Here is a 15,109-nt window from a genome sequence, read left to right on the forward strand (position 1 = left end):
GTCACTGCTCCTGGGGGGCGGCGGGCTCGGGCGGACGGGCGGCCAGGCGGACGCGCTGGCGCCCCATGGCGTCGAAGTTGCGGTCGTCGAGCCAGTCGGCGAGGGCCTGGCGCACACGCGGCCACTCGCGGTCGGTGATCGAGAACCAGTCGGTGTCGCGGTTGCGTCCCTTGACGACCACGGCGTTGCGGAACCGGCCCTCCCAGATGAACCCCAGCCGGATGGCGGCCCGGCGCGAGGGGGCGTTCAGGCTGTCGCACTTCCACTCGTAGCGGCGGTAGCCGAGGTCGTCGAACGCGTGGCGCATGAGGAGCGCCATCGCCTCGGTGGCGGCGCGGCTGCGCTGGAGCTGGCGGCCGAACGCGATGGCGCCCACCTCGATCGTGCCCATCGCGGGGTCGATGCGCATCAGGGAGCAGAATCCCGCTGCCCGGCCGGTCTCGACGGGGACGATCGCGTACATCACCCGGCCCGGGTCGGCGCCGCCCTCCGCGACGATGGCGGCGAGCCCGTCGCGGTCGCGCGGGCGCTCCCACGCCAGGTAGGTCCAGATCGGCTCGTCGTCCTCGCCGCACAAGGACGCGTAGAGGTCGTCGACGTGCTGGGGGCCGGCGGGCTCGAGGCGCACGCCCTGTCCCGCGAGCACCACGGCGGGGTCGGGCGGGGCGGCGGGGGTCCACTCGACCGGTCGACCGATGCGCTGGCCGTGGGCGTTGGTCCTCGGGGTGCCGCTCATCGCGCGGTCTCCCGCAGGGCCTCGGCGACCGCGGCGACGCCGCGCTCGACCTCCTCGAAGGACGTCGACAGGGGCGAGAGCCCGATGCGCAGCCCGCCCGGGTCGCGGTAGTCGGGGATGACGTCGCGCTGCCACAGCAGCGCGGTGACCTCGCGCATCCGGTCGTGGTGCAGGGTCACGTGGCCGCCGCGGCGGGCCGGGTCGCGGGGCGAGGCGAGGGTGACCTCGGGCAGGGACGCGTCGGCCAGCTCGACGGCGTACGACGTCAGCGCGACGGACTTGGCGCGGACCGCCTCGATGCCGGCGTCCTCGACCAGCTCGAGCATGCTCTGCATCGCGACCATGCCCAGGATCGGCGGGGTGCCGGAGATGAACCTGCGGATCCCGGGTGCCGGGGTGTAGCCGGGGCCCATCAGGAACGGGTCGGCGTGGCCCATCCAGCCCTGGATCGGCTGGGTGAGCTCGTCGTGGAGACGGGCGTTGACGTAGCCGAACGCGGGCGAGCCGGGCCCGCCGTTGAGGTACTTGTAGGTGCAGCCGACGGCCAGGTCGACGTCCCACGCGTCGAGGGCCACGGGCACGGCGCCGGCCGAGTGGCACAGGTCCCACAGCACCAGCGCGCCGGCGTCGTGGCTGATGCGGGTGAGCTCGGCGGCGTCGGCCAGCCAGGCCGAGCGGTAGGCGACGTGGTTGAGCACGACCAGCGCGGTGCGCTCACCGACCGCCTCGCGGAGCTGGTCGGCGGTGACGCCCTCGGCGGTGTCGACCTCGATCCAGCGCAGGGTCAGCCCGCGCTCGGCGGCGATGCCCTCGGCGACGTAGCGGTCGGTCGGGAAGTTGTCGGTGTCGACGACGATCTCGGTGCGAGCCGGGTCGGTGCGCACGGCGTGGTCGACCGCGGCCCGCATCAGCTTGTAGAGCCACACCGTGGTGGAGTCACCGATGGCGGTCTGGCCGGCGCCCGCGCCCAGGCAGGTGCGGGCCAGGTCGTCGCCGAGGGTCGTCGGCAGCTGCATCCACTGCTCGTCCCAGCCGCGGATCAGGCGCCCGCCCCAGTCCTGCTCCACGAAGGAGACCAGCCGGTCGGCCGTGGCGGCGACGGGACGCCCCAGGGAGTTGCCGTCGAAGTAGACGAGGTCGCTCGCGGCACCGACGAACCGGTCCCGGAAGCGGGCGAGCGGGTCGGCGGCGTCGAGCTCTGCTGCGGTCATCACGCCCGCAACCTATCCGCCGCCCCCGCCCGTCTCGACGTCAGTAGCAGACCGCCCCGTGCGCGGCGCTCTGGACCACCTTGCGGTACTTGCCGAGCACCCCGCGGGTGTACTTCGGCGGCAGCGGCTCCCAGCCCTCGGCGCGCGCCGCCAGCTCGGTCTCGTCGACGTGCACGTCGAGGGTCATGTTGGCCACGTCGAGCGTGATCTGGTCGCCGTCGCGCAGGAACGCGATCGGTCCGCCGTCGCTGGCCTCCGGCGCGATGTGGCCCACGCAGAGCCCGGTGGTGCCGCCGGAGAACCGGCCGTCGGTGATCAGCAGGACGTCCTTGCCGAGGCCGGCGCCCTTGATCGCGCCGGTGATGGCGAGCATCTCGCGCATGCCCGGGCCGCCCTTGGGACCTTCGTAGCGGATCACCACGACGTCGCCGGCGGTGATCGTGCCCTCGGCGAGCGCGTCGAGTGCCTTGCGCTCGCCGTCGAAGACCCGGGCCGTGCCGGTGAAGGTGGAGTCGTCGAAGCCTGCGCTCTTGACGACCGCCCCCTCGGGCGCGAGCGAGCCCTTGAGGATGGTCAGGCCGCCGGTGGCGTGGATCGGGCGGTCGAGCTGGCGCAGGATCTCGCCGTCGAGCGGCTTGGGGTCGAGGTCGGCGAGGTTCTCCGCCATCGTCTTGCCGGTGCAGGTGAGGACGTCGCCGTGCAGGTGCCCGGCGTCGAGCAGCGCGCGCAGCAGCACCGGGATGCCGCCGACGCGGTCGAAGTCGGTCCACACGAAGCGGCCGAACGGCTTCATGTCGGCCAGGTGCGGGACGTTGCGGCCGATGCGGGTGAAGTCGTCGAGGGTCAGGTCGACCTCGGCCTCGCGGGCGATCGCGAGGAGGTGGAGCACGGCGTTGGTGGAGCCGCCGAGCGCCATGGCCATCGCGATGGCGTTCTCGAAGGCCGGGCGGGTCATGATCTGGCGGGCGGTGATGCCCTGTCGCAGCATGTTGACCACGGCCTCGCCGGACTTGTGGGCGAAGCCGTCGCGGCGGCGGTCGACGGCCGGCGGGCTCGAGCTGCCCGGCAGCGACATGCCGAGCGCCTCGGCGACGCTGGCCATCGTGTTGGCGGTGTAGGCGCCTCCGCACGCGCCCTCGCCGGGACAGATGGCCCGCTCGATCTCGTCGACCTTCTCGCGGCTGATCTTGCCGGCCAGGCACGCGCCGACCGCCTCGAAGGCGTCGATGATGGTGACGTCCTTGCCGTCGACCTGCCCGGGCATGATCGTCCCGGCGTAGAGGAAGACGCTGGCCAGGTCGAGGCGCGCGGCAGCCATCAGCATGCCCGGCAGCGACTTGTCGCACCCGGCGAGCAGGACGGAGCCGTCGAGGCGCTCGGCCATCATCACGGTCTCCACGGAGTCGGCGATGACCTCGCGGCTCACCAGCGAGAAGTGCATGCCCTCGTGGCCCATCGAGATGCCGTCGGACACCGAGATCGTGCCGAACTCCAGCGGGAAGCCGCCCGCCGCGTGCACCCCGTTCTTGACCGCCTTGGCCAGCCGGTCGAGGGAGAGGTTGCAGGGGGTGATCTCGTTCCAGCTGGACGCGACGCCGATCTGGGGCTTCTCCCAGTCGTCGTCGCCCATGCCGACCGCCCGCAGCATGCCCCGGGCCGCGGCCTTCTCGAGCCCGTCTGTGACGTCGCGACTGCGGGGCTTGATGTCGGGTCCGTCGGCTGCGTGCGTCATGCCGTCAGGCTAGTAGCCCTCTCTCGGGGCCGTGCACGGTGTCTCACCGGGACGCCGAGGCGCTCCTCACGACGTTCGTCGAGATGCTCGGCCTCGGCGGCCAGCTGCCACACCGACGGGTGGTCGTCCGGGGTGCCGTGGACCAAGCGCAGGAGGCGTCGCCAGAACGGGCACGTCGTGGCTCGGATCGACGGGTCCCGCCGCGCCCGCGAGCGGTCGCGCGCACGGTGGTACTCGACCATCGTCGTCATCAGCGGTCGCGGGGTCCACCACCCGGTCGCCCTCAGGTCGGCGTGGGCGGGGAACCGGCTCCCGCCGTGCGTGCGGGCTCCGTCGTCCCGCATCGGCGTCACCTCCTCCCCCGTCTCCTCGTCGCGGTAGGTCACGGTGAGGCCGGCCATCCTGAGCAGCTCGTGCAGCACGCACGCCCGCGGACTGGTGCGCCCGGTCTCCCACCGCGCCACCACCGACTGCGAGACGTCGATCAGCGCGGCCAGCCCGCGCTGGGAGACCTCCAGGATCCGCCTGACCCGGCGGACCAGGCCGGGTATCCCGCCGTCGAACGGCCCCATCTCGAACCACTCCCACTCCTGCTCGGTCCACTCCGCCATCTCCGCGCTGGACGCGTCGTCGCGCCACGTCGTGCTCCCGCTCCCCATTCCCATCCCCGGCCTCCTGGTCGTGATCGCCTCGTCGCTCCATCACACGGCCGGCGACCGACAGGACCGGCGCGCTCTCCACAGCGGCCCCCGAACTGGCCCGAACGCCCGCCCCTGTGGACGTTCCCCGGCCCACCCCGGGCGACCGCCCACAGTCCGCCTCGGCCGGACTGGACCCTGAGTCTCTGACGGACTCACGGCGCAGCGGCGCGTTCGGCGCGCGCCGCGGAACGCGCCTTGAGCCTTGAGTCGCTCAGAGACTCAATTCCCAGTGCGGGGTGGGAGAGGGCCGGGGCGGGCGTGGGTGGGACGGCCTGCGCGTGCCCGGCAGGGGGCGCGGCTGCGTCAGGGGAGCTTCGCGGCGCGGACCACGAGCACGTCCGGCAGGTCCTTGTGGATCTCCTGCCAGGATGCTCCCTCGTCGGGCGAGGCCCAGACGCCGCCGTTGCGGCCGCCGAAGTAGAGACCCGGGACGTCGTGGTCGTCGACGCACATGGCGTCGCGCATGACGGCGGTGTAGTAGCCGTCGGGCAGGACGCCGTCGCCCAGCGGCTCCCACGACGAGCCGGCATCGGTGGTGCGGTAGACCCGGGCGCGCCCGTCGACGGGCCACCGGGCCTCGGCGGCGGTGATGGGGAAGTTGTAGGCGGTGTCGCCGCGGTGCGGGTGGGCGACCATGGCGAAGCCGAACTCCGTGGGCAGCCCCGGGGCGATGTCCTGCCACGAGGCGCCGCCGTCGTCGGAGCGGTAGACGCCACCGTGGTTCTGCAGGTAGAGCCGCTCGTGGTCGGCGGCGTCCCGGGCGACCTTGTGCACGCACTGGCCGAACTCGGGGTAGTTGCGCTCGCCGGGGAAGAACTCTGCCTTCACCCCGGTGTTGGAGGGCTGCCAGGTCTCGCCGCCGTCGGCGCTCGCGTAGACACCGCCGGTGGACAGTGCGGCCAGCACGCGCGAGGGGTCGTCCGGGTGCGGCAGGATCGTGTGGAAGGCCTGACCGCCGAAGCCCGCGTTCCACTCCGCGCGGTGCGGGTGGTCCCACAGACCGCGCACCAGCGAGAACGTCTCGCCGCGGTCCTCGGAACGGAAGATCGCACCGGGCTCGGTGCCCGCCCACACCACGTCGTCGCCGCCGTCGCGGGAGGGTCCAGGCTGCAGCTGCCACACCCGGGCCACGGTGGCGCCCGTGTCCTCCGGGAAGCGGACGGCCCCGTTGGGCGTCTCGTCCCACGTCTCGCCGAGGTCGTCGGAGCGCCAGACCTGCGGTCCGAGCCAGCTCGACGAGGCCCCGGCCAGCAACCGCGGCGCACTCCCCCGGGTGTCGGCCATGACGGAATAGACCTCCTCCATCGGGAAGTGCGGGCCTGTCCAGTCCCACGACTGTCGGGACTCGTCCGAGGTCCCGAGCCACATGCCCTTGCGGGTTCCGACCATGAGCAGGGTGCGCGACACGGTGAACCTCCGGGTGCGGGACGATGACTATTCCGATTAGGAACACTACTCTCGGAGCATCATGAGTCAAGACCTTCCGGTGACCGGCTACGCGATCCTCGGCCTCCTCACGTTCGGCGACGAGCTGACGGGCTACGAGATCAAGCAGCGCGCAGACATCACGCTGCGCTTCTACTGGGTCTCGCCGGCGATGAGCCAGATCTACACCGAGCTGCACCGCCTCACCGACCGGGGCCTCGTCCGCGCCGACGTCCGCCCCGAAGGCGGACGGGAGGTGACGTCGTACGCGATCACCGACGCCGGGCGGACGGCGCTGCGCACCTGGATGGACCAGACGCCCGCCGGCTTCCCGGTCCTCAAGCACACGGTCCTGCTGCGCCTGCTCATCGGCCACGTGAGCGAGCCGCACCAGACCAGGCAGATGCTGCGCGACTACATCGACGAGCTGCAGCAGGCCGCGTGGGACCTCGCCCACGTACGCGCGGCGCTGAAGGGCTCCGACGGGCCCGGCGAGCCGTTCCGGTTCCCCTCGCTCGTGGCCGACTGGGGCCTGGACTACTTCGCCGCCGAGCAGCGGCACGCGCGCCGGGCCCTCGCCAGCCTCGCGGCCGACGAGCCCACTGAATGACGACGGCTGAATAGGGTGGCCGGGTGACCCGGCGACCCAGCAGCGCCCTGCTCGGGCCGGTCGGCCTGGTGCTCGTGGGCATCCTGTCCGTGCAGCTCGGCGCGGCGATCGCCAAGGGGCTGTTCGACGAGATCTCGCCGACCTCGATGGTGTGGCTGCGCCTGGTCACCAGCGCGCTGGTGCTCGGCGCCATCACCCGCCCCCGGCTCACCGGCCGCACGCGCCGGGACTGGCTGGTCGTGCTCGGGTTCGGCGCCAGCCTCGCCACGATGAACTGGGCGATCTACCAGTCCATGTCCCGGATCCCGCTGGGGATCGCGGTGACGATCGAGTTCATCGGGCCGTTGTCGCTCGCCATCCTCGGGTCGCGGCGCGCCCGCGACCTCGTCTGGGTCGGCCTGGCCGGTGCCGGGGTCGCGCTCCTCGGCATCGAGCGCACGGGCCTCGACCTGCTCGGCGTGGCCTGCGCCCTGCTCGCCGGCGCGGCCTGGGCGGCGTACATCCTGCTCAGCGCGAGCACCGGCCGCCGGTGGGACGGGCTCGACGGGCTCGCCGTGGCCAGCGTCGTCGCCGCCACGGGGATGGCCCTGCCCGCCCTGATGAGCGCCGGTACGTCACTGTGGGACGGCCGTCTGCTGCTCCTCGGAGCGCTGGTGGGACTGCTCAGCTCGGTCATCCCCTACAGCTGCGAGCTGATCGCGCTGCGCAGCCTGCGTCCCGCGGTCTTCGGGATCCTGATGAGCCTCGAGCCCGCAGCCGCGGCCCTCGCAGCGATCGTGGTGCTGCAGGAGCACCTCTCGCCGCTCCAGTGGCTGGCCATCGCCTGCGTGGTGGCGGCATCTGTCGGAGCCACCCGGTCCGGGTCCGCCCCCGGCGGGACGCCCGGCCGCCGCGACGGTGGCGGCGGTGAGCATTGGACAGCACCCGGCACACTGGCGACATGACGAGCAGCCCCCTGAGATCGCGACTGCTCCTCAGCTCGCTGGTCCTGGCGCTCGGCGTCACCGCGGGCTGCGCGAGCACCGAGCCCGACCCGATGCCGCGCACCACCCAGCCGACGGACCTGCCCGAGCAGCCGACGCCCACCGAGGCGCCTGGCTCGGAGTCCACGTCCGGGGCGTCGTCCGGCCGGCCCGAGGTCGTCGACACCCTGGTGGAGGACCTGGAGGTGCCGTGGGGGGCTGACTTCCTGCCCGACGGCACCGCCGTGGTCACCGAGCGCATCTCCGGCCGGGTCCTCGGCATCGACGAGGGCGGCGAGGTCACCACGCTCGGAACGATCGCGGACGCCGCCCCCCAGGGCGAGGCCGGGCTGCTCGGCGTCGCCGTGTCGCCGGACTTCGACTCCGACCGCACGCTCTTCCTCTACCTGACCACCGCCACCGACAACCGCGTCGTCAAGGCCCGGCTCGACGGCACCCGGCTCAGCAGCCCGACGGTCGTCCTCGACGGCATCCCGGCCGGGTTCATCCACGACGGCGGCCGGATCGCGTTCGGCCCCGACGGCCACCTCTACGTGACGACCGGCGAGACGGGTGACCCCGACCTCGCCCAGGACCCCGAGAGCCTGGCCGGCAAGATCCTCCGGATCACTCCCGACGGCGACCCGGCGCCGGGCAATCCCGACCCCGACTCCCCCGTCTGGTCGCTGGGCCACCGCAACGTCCAGGGCCTGGCCTGGGACGACGAGGGCCGGCTGTGGGCCTCGGAGTTCGGCGACTCGGAGTGGGACGAGCTCAACCTCGTCGAGAAGGGCGGCAACTACGGCTGGCCCCGCATCGAGGGGGCCGGCGACGACCCGGACTACGTCGACCCGCAGGTGGTCTGGCCCGTCGACCAGGCCTCGCCGAGCGGCTTGGCGTTCGCCGATGGGCACCTCTGGATGGCCGGTCTCCGCGGCCAGCGCCTGTGGCGCATCGCGGTCTCCGAGGACGGCGAGGCGGCCAAGCCCCGCGCGTTCCTCACCGAGGAGTTCGGCCGGCTGCGCACCGTCGCCGCGGCGCCCGACGGCCTGCTCTGGGTCACCACCTCCAACCGCGACGGGCGGGGCCAGCCGACCCCGGCCGACGACCGCATCGTCCGCGTCCGACCCTGACCCAGCACTGACCCGGCGCTGACCCGGCCGCGCTGCTCAGCCCGGACGTACGACGGCGCGGCGAGCCGCCCGGCGCAGCGTGGTGAGGATCGCCGGGCCCAGCACCACGATCGCGATGCCGGTCGTGATGGCGCGACCGGTGTCCCAGCTGCCGGTGGAGGTGAGGAGCGTGTAGACGAGGAACCGGTGGGCGTTCTCGAGCAGTGGCGCGCCGGCGACGTAGGCGAGCGAGCCCTCGTGGCCGGGGACGACGATGCCGAGCGCGAACGGCCAGAAGCTGAGGTTCATCAGCATGCCGAAGAGGTAGGACGCGACGACCGCGTAGACCACCAGCATCGCGATCTCGGCACGACCGCCGACCCGGCGGGGCAGCAGGCCCGCGCCCATGCCGACCCAGGCCGAGCAGATCATCTGGAACGGCAGCCACGGGCCGACCCCGGCGGTCAGCAGCGCCGAAGCGAAGATCGAGGTGCACCCGAGCACGAACCCGAACCCCGGCCCGAACACCCGTCCACCCAGCACCAGCAGGAAGAACACCAGCTCGATGCCGCCCGTCCCCGCGCCGAGCGCCCGCATCACGGCGTTGATGGCGGACAGCACGCCCAGAACGGCGAGGACGCGCGCGTCCATGCCGCCCTCCCCCATCTCCGCGAGGACGACGACCATCACGAGCGGGAGCAGCGCGAGGAAGAGGAACGGCGGCTCGACCCGCTCCCCGGGCTGCACCTCCAGCAGCAGTGGCCAGCACAGCATCATCAGCCCCGCGACGGAGGCCAGGATCAGCACGGCCGCCGTGCGCGGCCCGATGGGCAGGGCGACCCCGGACGCGACGTCGGACCGGGGCCGGTCGACGGTGCTCACGGGCCCTCCCCCGTGCCGTCGCGCGTGGCCGCGCGGTCGGCCAGGGCGGCCGCGACCTCCTCGACGACCAGCCACGGCGGGCCGAGCACCTTGGTGACCTGCGGGGCGAACGACGGTGACTCGGCCAGCACCCGGCGCGGCGGACCGCTCGACACGACCTCCCCCTCGGCCATCACGACCACCTCGTCGGCGACGTGCGCGGCGAACTCCACGTCGTGCGTCGCCAGCAGGACGGCGTGGCCGTCGGCGGCGAGGCCCGCGACGATGCGGGCCAGCTCGGACTTGCCGGCGTAGTCGAGGCCGCGGGTCGGCTCGTCGAGCAGCACGACGGGCGGCCGCGCGGCGAGCACGACGGCGAGCGCGAGCGCGAGACGCTGCCCCTCCGACAGGTCACGGGGGTGGATCGTCTCGTCGATCCCCGGGGCGAGGCGGTCGAGGAGCGCGCGGCAGGTGCCGGGACCGGCGTCGGCACCGGTGTCTGCCGCCGCGCACTCCTCGGCGACGGTCTCCAGGTAGAGCAGGTCGGCGGCGGTCTGCGGCACCAGCCCGACGTGGGTACGCCGCGCCGCGGGCGCGAGCGTGGCGGGGTCCTCGCCCGCGACGTCCACCGAGCCCGCCCGTCGCTTGCCGGAGCCCTGGAGCGCCCAGATCAGGCTGGACTTGCCCGACCCGTTGCGCCCCATGAGGACGGTGACCCGGCCCGAGGACAGCGTCAGGTCCACCTCGCGCACGGCGACGTGGGAGCCGTGGACGACGGTGACCCCGCGCGCGACGAGGAGGGGGTCGGCGGCGGGCTGCGGCACTGGCACGGCGGGGGTGAGCTCGGGGAGCGAGCGGGCACGCCGCCGCGCGTCGCGCACGGTGAGCGGGAGGGGTTCCCAGCCGGCCAGGCGGCCGAGCTCCACCAGCGGTGGTGCGACCGGCGAGTCGGCGAGCACCACCTGGGGGTCGTCGACGCGGATGCCTCCGTCCCCCGTCACCAGGCAGATCCGGTCGGCGAAGGGCACGACCCGCTCGAGCCGGTGCTCGGCCAGTAGGACCGTCAGGCCCAGGTCGTGCACGAGCCGGGTGATCGTCGCGAGGACGTCCTCGGCGGCGGTCGGGTCGAGCGCGGAGGTCGGCTCGTCGAGGACCAGCACCCGCGGGCTGGTGGTGAGGACCGCGCCGATCGCGACCCGCTGCTGCTGGCCACCGGAGAGCGTACGGAGGTCGCGGGCCCGGAGGTCGGCGATCCCCAGCAGGTCGAGGGTCTCCTCCACGCGGCGTCGCATCGTCTCGGGAGCGGTGCCGAGCTGCTCCATGCCGTAGGCGAGCTCCTCCTCGACGGTGTCGGCGACGAACCCGGCGAGCGGGTCCTGCCCGACGTAGCCGACGAGGTGCGCCCGCTCGCGCGGCGGCTGCTCGACGATGCTGCGTCCGTCGAGCAGGACGTCCCCGGTGAGCACCCCGCCGGTGAAGCGCGGGACCAGCCCCGTGACGACGCCCAGGAGCGTCGACTTGCCCACCCCCGTGCGCCCCGAGACGAGCACCAGCTCGCCCTCCTCGAGGCTCAGGTCGACGCCGGCCAGCACCTGGCGCCGGTCGTAGCGGAAGCCGACGTCGCGCAGCTCGATGACCCCGGCACCAGGGGTCCGTGGCGCGCTCATGCGGCCGCCTCGCGTCGTACGGGGGCCGTGGCAGGCACCGGGGTGGTCACGGCCGGGAGCGTGCCGAGGACGCCGAGCACCAGGGCGAGCGGCGAGAGGTAGGGCGCGACGTCCACACCGGGGTAGGCGACCGCGACCTCCGTGTGGCTCACGTACCAGGCCAGCACGGCGACGGCGACGCCCACGCCCGCGGTGACGAGCTCGGGCCCGCGCCACGGGTCGGGGCGGTAGCGGGTGCGGTGCACGCGGCGCCCGGAGCTGACCATGCCGAGCACCGCGACGCTCGCGCCCGCCGCCAGCATCGGGAGCGCGAGGACGCGGGGCGCGGTGGGGTCGAGCCAGGCGTACGTGCCGACGCAGATGCCGGTGAGGGCGAGCAGGAGCAGGGAGCCGGTCGTCCATCGCTCTCGGGCCGTCGCGCCGCCCGAGCGGCCGTAGCCGCGGGCGTCCATCCCGGCGGCCAGGGCAAGGGAGCGTTCGAGAGCGTCCTCGAGCACCGGCACCAGGAAGCGGCGGAGCCGCCCGACGCCCGAGGTCGCGCCGCCGCGGAGCGCCTGCGCGGCGCGGACGCGGCGGGCGCTGTCGGCGAGCTGGGGGAAGATCGTCACCGCGACGACGAGGGCGGTGCCGATCTCGTAGAGCGCGGGCGGCACCGACGCGAGCAGGCGCTTGGGGTTGGCCAGCGAGTTCGCGGCGCCGACGCACAGGATGATCGTGGCCAGCCGGAGCCCGTCGTAGAGGCCGGCGAGGAGGGCCTCGCTGGTCACCGGCCCGAGCAGCCGGACGCCCGCCGCCCAGTCGGGCAGCGGCACCTCCGGCAGGTCGAGCAGGACGTGGCCGACCTCCTGCCCGCCGAAGACGATGCGGAAGACGACGCGCAGCACCACGGTCAGCAGCGCCAGGAGGACGTAGAGCCGGAACGATCGACCGAAGGGATGACCGGATCGGCGCGCCATCACGACCACCGTCGCCGACCCCATGACGAGGAGCAGCAGCAGCGGGTTGGTGGTGAGCGAGGCAGCAGTGGCCAGCCCGATCGCCCAGGTCCACCAGGCGAGCGGGTGCAGGTCACGCGGCAGCGCCGCCGATCCGGTCACGGGTGTCAGACCCCCCGTCGGCGGCGCGTCACGACCGCACCGACCGCGATCGCGACCCCGAGCAAGCCGAGCACGCCCCAGGTGAGGGCGGCCGGCACCCGCGTGGGCGCGTCGGCGCTGGGCGTGGCCGCCTCGGAGGACGCACCCGGCGCCTGGCCGTCGGAGGCCTCGCCGTCGGCGCTGGACGTTGAGTCTCCGGGAGACTCACCGCGCCCGGACCCCTTCGCCCCCTTGGCCGACTCCTTGTCGGACAACGTGTCGGAGTCCTTGTCCGACCCCTTGTCCGACCCCTCGCCCGATCCGTCGCCGGCACCGTCGGGACCCTCGCTGCGCCGTGAGTCTCCTGGAGACTCACTGTCCAGTGCGGGCGCGGAGGGGTCGCCGGACGCGCTCGGGGACGATGACGCCGACGGGCTCGAGCCACCCCCGGAGCCACCGGAGTTGGTGGCGGGGCCGCTGGGCTGCGAGCCGCCGCCCGAGGCGCCGGATCCACCCGATCCGCCTCCGGACCCGGCGGAGCCGCCGGTGCTGGGCGAGGCGCTCGGGGAGGTGCCCTGCGAGGGCGACGGCGTCGGGGACGACGGGGACGGGGAGGGCGACGGGGTCGCGGTCTTCGTCACCGGGGGCGCGATGCCCGGCGGGACGTTGGAGCCGGCCGAGCGGTCCTGCTGCCACGACCACGCCACCGAGCCGCCCGCCGGCACCGTCTGCGAGCCGACGCCGGAGGAGGAGTAGGTCCACGCCGCCTTCGACCCGTCGGCCCACCACATGCCCCAGTAGGCGTTGGGCGGGGAGGTGTTGACGCACGGGTCGCTCGCGGGGACGCCGTTGATCCGGCACACGAAGCCGGGCTGACGGGTGGCGTAGGTGATGCCGACCCCGACCGAGGCGAAGATCGCCGCGGCGCTCTTGCCGCCCCCGTCCGCTGCACAGGCGGTGACCATGCTGCCGCCGAGCTCGCGATAGTCGACGACCACGCTCACCCCGCCCGCGGAGGCGCAGGTCGCGGCGCCGGCCGGGGACGCCGCCCCGAGGGCGACCGCGGGAGCGAGGACCAGCAGCAGCGCGACGAGCACGCGGTGCACGGCGCGGGCCGTCATCGCGACGCCACCGTCGTCGAGCCGGAGCGCAGGGCGGCGAACTGCCCGACGGCCCGGATCCGGACCTTACCCCGCCCCCCGGGCAGCGCGACGCGGGCGAGGAACCTGCCCTTGGCGTCGGCGCGACCCGTGGCGACCGTCGTGCCGGCGATCCGCAGGCGCACCTTCTCCCCTGCGGCGAGACGACGGACCAGCACCCGCGTGCGGGGGCCGTCGCTGGCGAGCGTGGACACGGCGAGGGTCCGCTTGCCGAGCACGCGGACCCGGCCGGTGGCCCGGCCGTCCGAGCCGGTCAGGACGTACGTCGCCGCACCGGTCGTGCGCGGCAGCCGCACCACGCGGGCCAGCACGCCGTCGGAGCCGACGACGACGGTGGCGCCCGAGATCCCGGGACCACGGAGGGCGAAGCGGGCGCCCGGAGTCGCGCCGATCACCTCCAATGCCACCTTGCTGCCGCCCTTGTGGAAGCCGGCCGGCCCGGCGAGGCGGACGCCGGCGACCGACCCGCGCGCGGACTCGGCCGCCCCGACGAGGACGGTGTGGGTGGTGGCGCCGTCGCGGCCGGTGAGCGTGTAGGTCGCCGCGCCGGCGGCAGCGGGAAGGACGACCAGGGCGGTCAGGATGCCGTCGGAGCCCACGACGGCGGTGCGGGTGCCGTCGATGCCGGGCCCGGTGAGGCAGAAGCGGTCCCCCGGCGCCCCGCCGGTCGCGGTGAGGGTGGCGGTCGATCCCGGCTCGCTCCCGGTGGAGGTCGCGGTGAGCGCCTTCGCCGAGCCGCGGGCGTGGGTGAGACCGGCGACGGCCTGCACGGTCGCGCGCCACCACTGGTCGCGGCCGGCTCCGATGCCGGCCGTCGCGGCGCCGTCCAGCGCCGCCCGGTCGTAGGCGAGGGCCCCCTCCTCGTCGGCGAGCGGCGAGCCGTCCGGCTGGGCGCCGACCTGGAGCGTGGCGACCCAGTCGGCCGCGCGTCCGGACCGCTCGCAGGCGCCCGTGACGGCGAACGCGCTCGCGGCGAGCCCGGTGCTGTTGGTGTTGGGGTCTGGGGTGAAGGGGCTGCCGCCGAACGAGCCGTCGGCGCGCTGGGTGGTCGCGAGCCACTCGACGGCCCGGGTGATCGCCCGGTCGACGGCCGCGGGCCGCGGCGAGACCTTCGCGAGCTGGACGACCGCGAAGGCGGTGGCGTCGGTGTCGGCCGGGTCGGTGCCGTCCACGCATGACTGGTCCGCCGCGGTGGCGTCGGGCGTGAAGAGCACGCGGAAGTAGCCGGACGCGCACTGCTGCTGCAGCAGGAAGTCGGTGGTGGCGGCGGCCTTGGCGGACCCCGCGACCGACAGGCCCCGTGCGGCCAGCGCCTGGCCGAAGAGGTTGGCGTAGTCGCCGTAGGCCGACTCGTCACGCAGGCGGCCTGCGCTCGGACCGCTCGCGACGACTCGCGCCTCCGTCTGGGCGACGAGGTCGACCCCGCCGTAGGTGCGCGGGTCGGCGCCGGAGACCTGCGCGAAGACCATCGACTTGGCCAGCGAGCCGGCGTAGCGCTCGGTCGCGGACGGCGCGGCGTACTCCTCGACCCGGCCGGCGAGCGAGGACCGGATCTGGCGCACCATGGCCTGGTCGCCGCCGACCTCGTCCATGCTGAGCCCGATGTCCATGGTCAGGCCGAGGTCGTCGAAGTCGTAGGTGTCGTTGTGGATGACACCGCCGGTGAGCTGTGTCGCCAGCCAGCCGGTGGCCGCGCGCGCGGCCCCGGATGCCGGGGCACCGGCGGCGCCTGCCGCGTGGGCGGGCGGGGCGAGGAGCGGCTGCGCGAACGTGGCAGCGGCCAGGGTGAGAGCGAGACCCGACAGGGCGGATCCCGACGCGGAGAACTTCATGGTTCCTTCCCTCGCTGCAACAAC

Annotated in this window: 13 protein-coding genes; 3 read left to right on the plus strand and 10 right to left on the minus strand. The window is 74.2% G+C overall.

From position 1 onward, the window contains the following. Position 1: 1 nt before the first annotated feature. The 5 genes from JX575_RS13140 to JX575_RS13160 all read right to left on the minus strand — a co-directional run bounded on the left by JX575_RS13140 (position 2) and on the right by JX575_RS13160 (position 5,787). Positions 2 to 736: a GNAT family protein gene (locus tag JX575_RS13140; RefSeq protein ID WP_186340836.1), complete on the minus strand. Its 735-nt coding sequence runs from the start codon at positions 734 to 736 to the stop codon at positions 2 to 4. Next, complete coding sequence (gene kynU, locus JX575_RS13145) at positions 733 to 1,947, minus strand: kynureninase (RefSeq protein WP_186341238.1); 1,215 nt, start codon at positions 1,945 to 1,947, stop codon at positions 733 to 735. The genes JX575_RS13140 and kynU overlap by 4 nt, the downstream gene beginning before the upstream one ends. Before the next feature lie 40 nt (positions 1,948 to 1,987). Then, on the minus strand, positions 1,988 to 3,679 hold the full coding sequence (gene ilvD, locus JX575_RS13150) for a dihydroxy-acid dehydratase (protein WP_186340835.1): 1,692 nt from the start codon (positions 3,677 to 3,679) through the stop codon (positions 1,988 to 1,990). Next, positions 3,676 to 4,344, minus strand: coding sequence for a helix-turn-helix transcriptional regulator (locus JX575_RS13155; RefSeq protein WP_186340834.1), 669 nt, complete (start codon positions 4,342 to 4,344; stop codon positions 3,676 to 3,678). Before JX575_RS13155 ends, ilvD begins: the two co-directional genes overlap by 4 nt. A 339-nt stretch (positions 4,345 to 4,683) precedes the next feature. Continuing rightward, the gene (locus tag JX575_RS13160) at positions 4,684 to 5,787 is read right to left on the minus strand and encodes an exo-alpha-sialidase (RefSeq protein WP_241005149.1); all 1,104 of its coding nucleotides are present in this window, start codon (positions 5,785 to 5,787) and stop codon (positions 4,684 to 4,686) included. Between the two features lie 61 nt (positions 5,788 to 5,848). Here JX575_RS13160 and JX575_RS13165 point away from each other — a divergent pair, with 61 nt between their 5' ends. Genes JX575_RS13165 through JX575_RS13175 form a run of 3 tightly spaced genes read left to right on the plus strand, consistent with a single transcriptional unit; the run spans position 5,849 to position 8,510 of the window. Next, positions 5,849 to 6,415, plus strand: a complete 567-nt coding sequence (locus JX575_RS13165; RefSeq protein ID WP_186340833.1) for a PadR family transcriptional regulator — start codon at positions 5,849 to 5,851, stop codon at positions 6,413 to 6,415. Positions 6,416 to 6,438: 23 nt separating this feature from the next. Next, a complete protein-coding gene (locus tag JX575_RS13170) occupies positions 6,439 to 7,359 on the plus strand; it encodes an EamA family transporter (RefSeq protein ID WP_186340832.1) in 921 nt (306 codons plus the stop codon). Then, positions 7,356 to 8,510, plus strand: a complete 1,155-nt coding sequence (locus tag JX575_RS13175; RefSeq protein WP_186340831.1) for a PQQ-dependent sugar dehydrogenase — start codon at positions 7,356 to 7,358, stop codon at positions 8,508 to 8,510. The genes JX575_RS13170 and JX575_RS13175 overlap by 4 nt, the downstream gene beginning before the upstream one ends. Before the next feature lie 36 nt (positions 8,511 to 8,546). On the opposite strand, the gene JX575_RS13180 is transcribed toward JX575_RS13175, so the two are convergent. Genes JX575_RS13180 through JX575_RS13200 form a run of 5 tightly spaced genes read right to left on the minus strand, consistent with a single transcriptional unit; the run spans position 8,547 to position 15,085 of the window. Next, positions 8,547 to 9,371, minus strand: a complete 825-nt coding sequence (locus JX575_RS13180) for an ECF transporter S component (RefSeq protein WP_241005150.1) — start codon at positions 9,369 to 9,371, stop codon at positions 8,547 to 8,549. Continuing rightward, complete coding sequence (locus JX575_RS13185) at positions 9,368 to 11,017, minus strand: ABC transporter ATP-binding protein (RefSeq protein WP_186340830.1); 1,650 nt, start codon at positions 11,015 to 11,017, stop codon at positions 9,368 to 9,370. The genes JX575_RS13180 and JX575_RS13185 overlap by 4 nt, the downstream gene beginning before the upstream one ends. Beyond that, entirely contained in the window at positions 11,014 to 12,114 is a 1,101-nt protein-coding gene (locus JX575_RS13190; protein ID WP_186340829.1) for an energy-coupling factor transporter transmembrane component T, read from the minus strand. Before JX575_RS13190 ends, JX575_RS13185 begins: the two co-directional genes overlap by 4 nt. 5 nt (positions 12,115 to 12,119) lie before the next feature. Continuing rightward, positions 12,120 to 13,214: a hypothetical protein gene (locus JX575_RS13195; protein ID WP_186340828.1), complete on the minus strand. Its 1,095-nt coding sequence runs from the start codon at positions 13,212 to 13,214 to the stop codon at positions 12,120 to 12,122. Continuing rightward, positions 13,211 to 15,085, minus strand: coding sequence for a prenyltransferase/squalene oxidase repeat-containing protein (locus tag JX575_RS13200; RefSeq protein WP_186340827.1), 1,875 nt, complete (start codon positions 15,083 to 15,085; stop codon positions 13,211 to 13,213). Before JX575_RS13200 ends, JX575_RS13195 begins: the two co-directional genes overlap by 4 nt. Positions 15,086 to 15,109: the final 24 nt, after the last annotated feature.

The sequence above is a fragment of the Nocardioides sp. zg-1228 genome (genome assembly GCF_017086465.1).
Taxonomy (GTDB): Bacteria; Actinomycetota; Actinomycetes; order Propionibacteriales; family Nocardioidaceae; genus Nocardioides.

Excerpts from the sequence above, each read along its gene's own strand:
- JX575_RS13195 (WP_186340828.1), bottom strand. The coding sequence starts at position 13,214 with ATGACGGCCCGCGCCGTGCACCGCGTGCTCGTCGCGCTGCTGCTGGTC.
- JX575_RS13140 (WP_186340836.1), bottom strand. The coding sequence starts at position 736 with ATGAGCGGCACCCCGAGGACCAACGCCCACGGCCAGCGCATCGGTCGA.
- kynU (WP_186341238.1), bottom strand. The coding sequence starts at position 1,947 with ATGACCGCAGCAGAGCTCGACGCCGCCGACCCGCTCGCCCGCTTCCGG.
- JX575_RS13175 (WP_186340831.1), top strand. The coding sequence starts at position 7,356 with ATGACGAGCAGCCCCCTGAGATCGCGACTGCTCCTCAGCTCGCTGGTC.
- JX575_RS13185 (WP_186340830.1), bottom strand. The coding sequence starts at position 11,017 with ATGAGCGCGCCACGGACCCCTGGTGCCGGGGTCATCGAGCTGCGCGAC.
- JX575_RS13165 (WP_186340833.1), top strand. The coding sequence starts at position 5,849 with ATGAGTCAAGACCTTCCGGTGACCGGCTACGCGATCCTCGGCCTCCTC.
- ilvD (WP_186340835.1), bottom strand. The coding sequence starts at position 3,679 with ATGACGCACGCAGCCGACGGACCCGACATCAAGCCCCGCAGTCGCGAC.
- JX575_RS13155 (WP_186340834.1), bottom strand. The coding sequence starts at position 4,344 with ATGGGAATGGGGAGCGGGAGCACGACGTGGCGCGACGACGCGTCCAGC.
- JX575_RS13200 (WP_186340827.1), bottom strand. The coding sequence starts at position 15,085 with ATGAAGTTCTCCGCGTCGGGATCCGCCCTGTCGGGTCTCGCTCTCACC.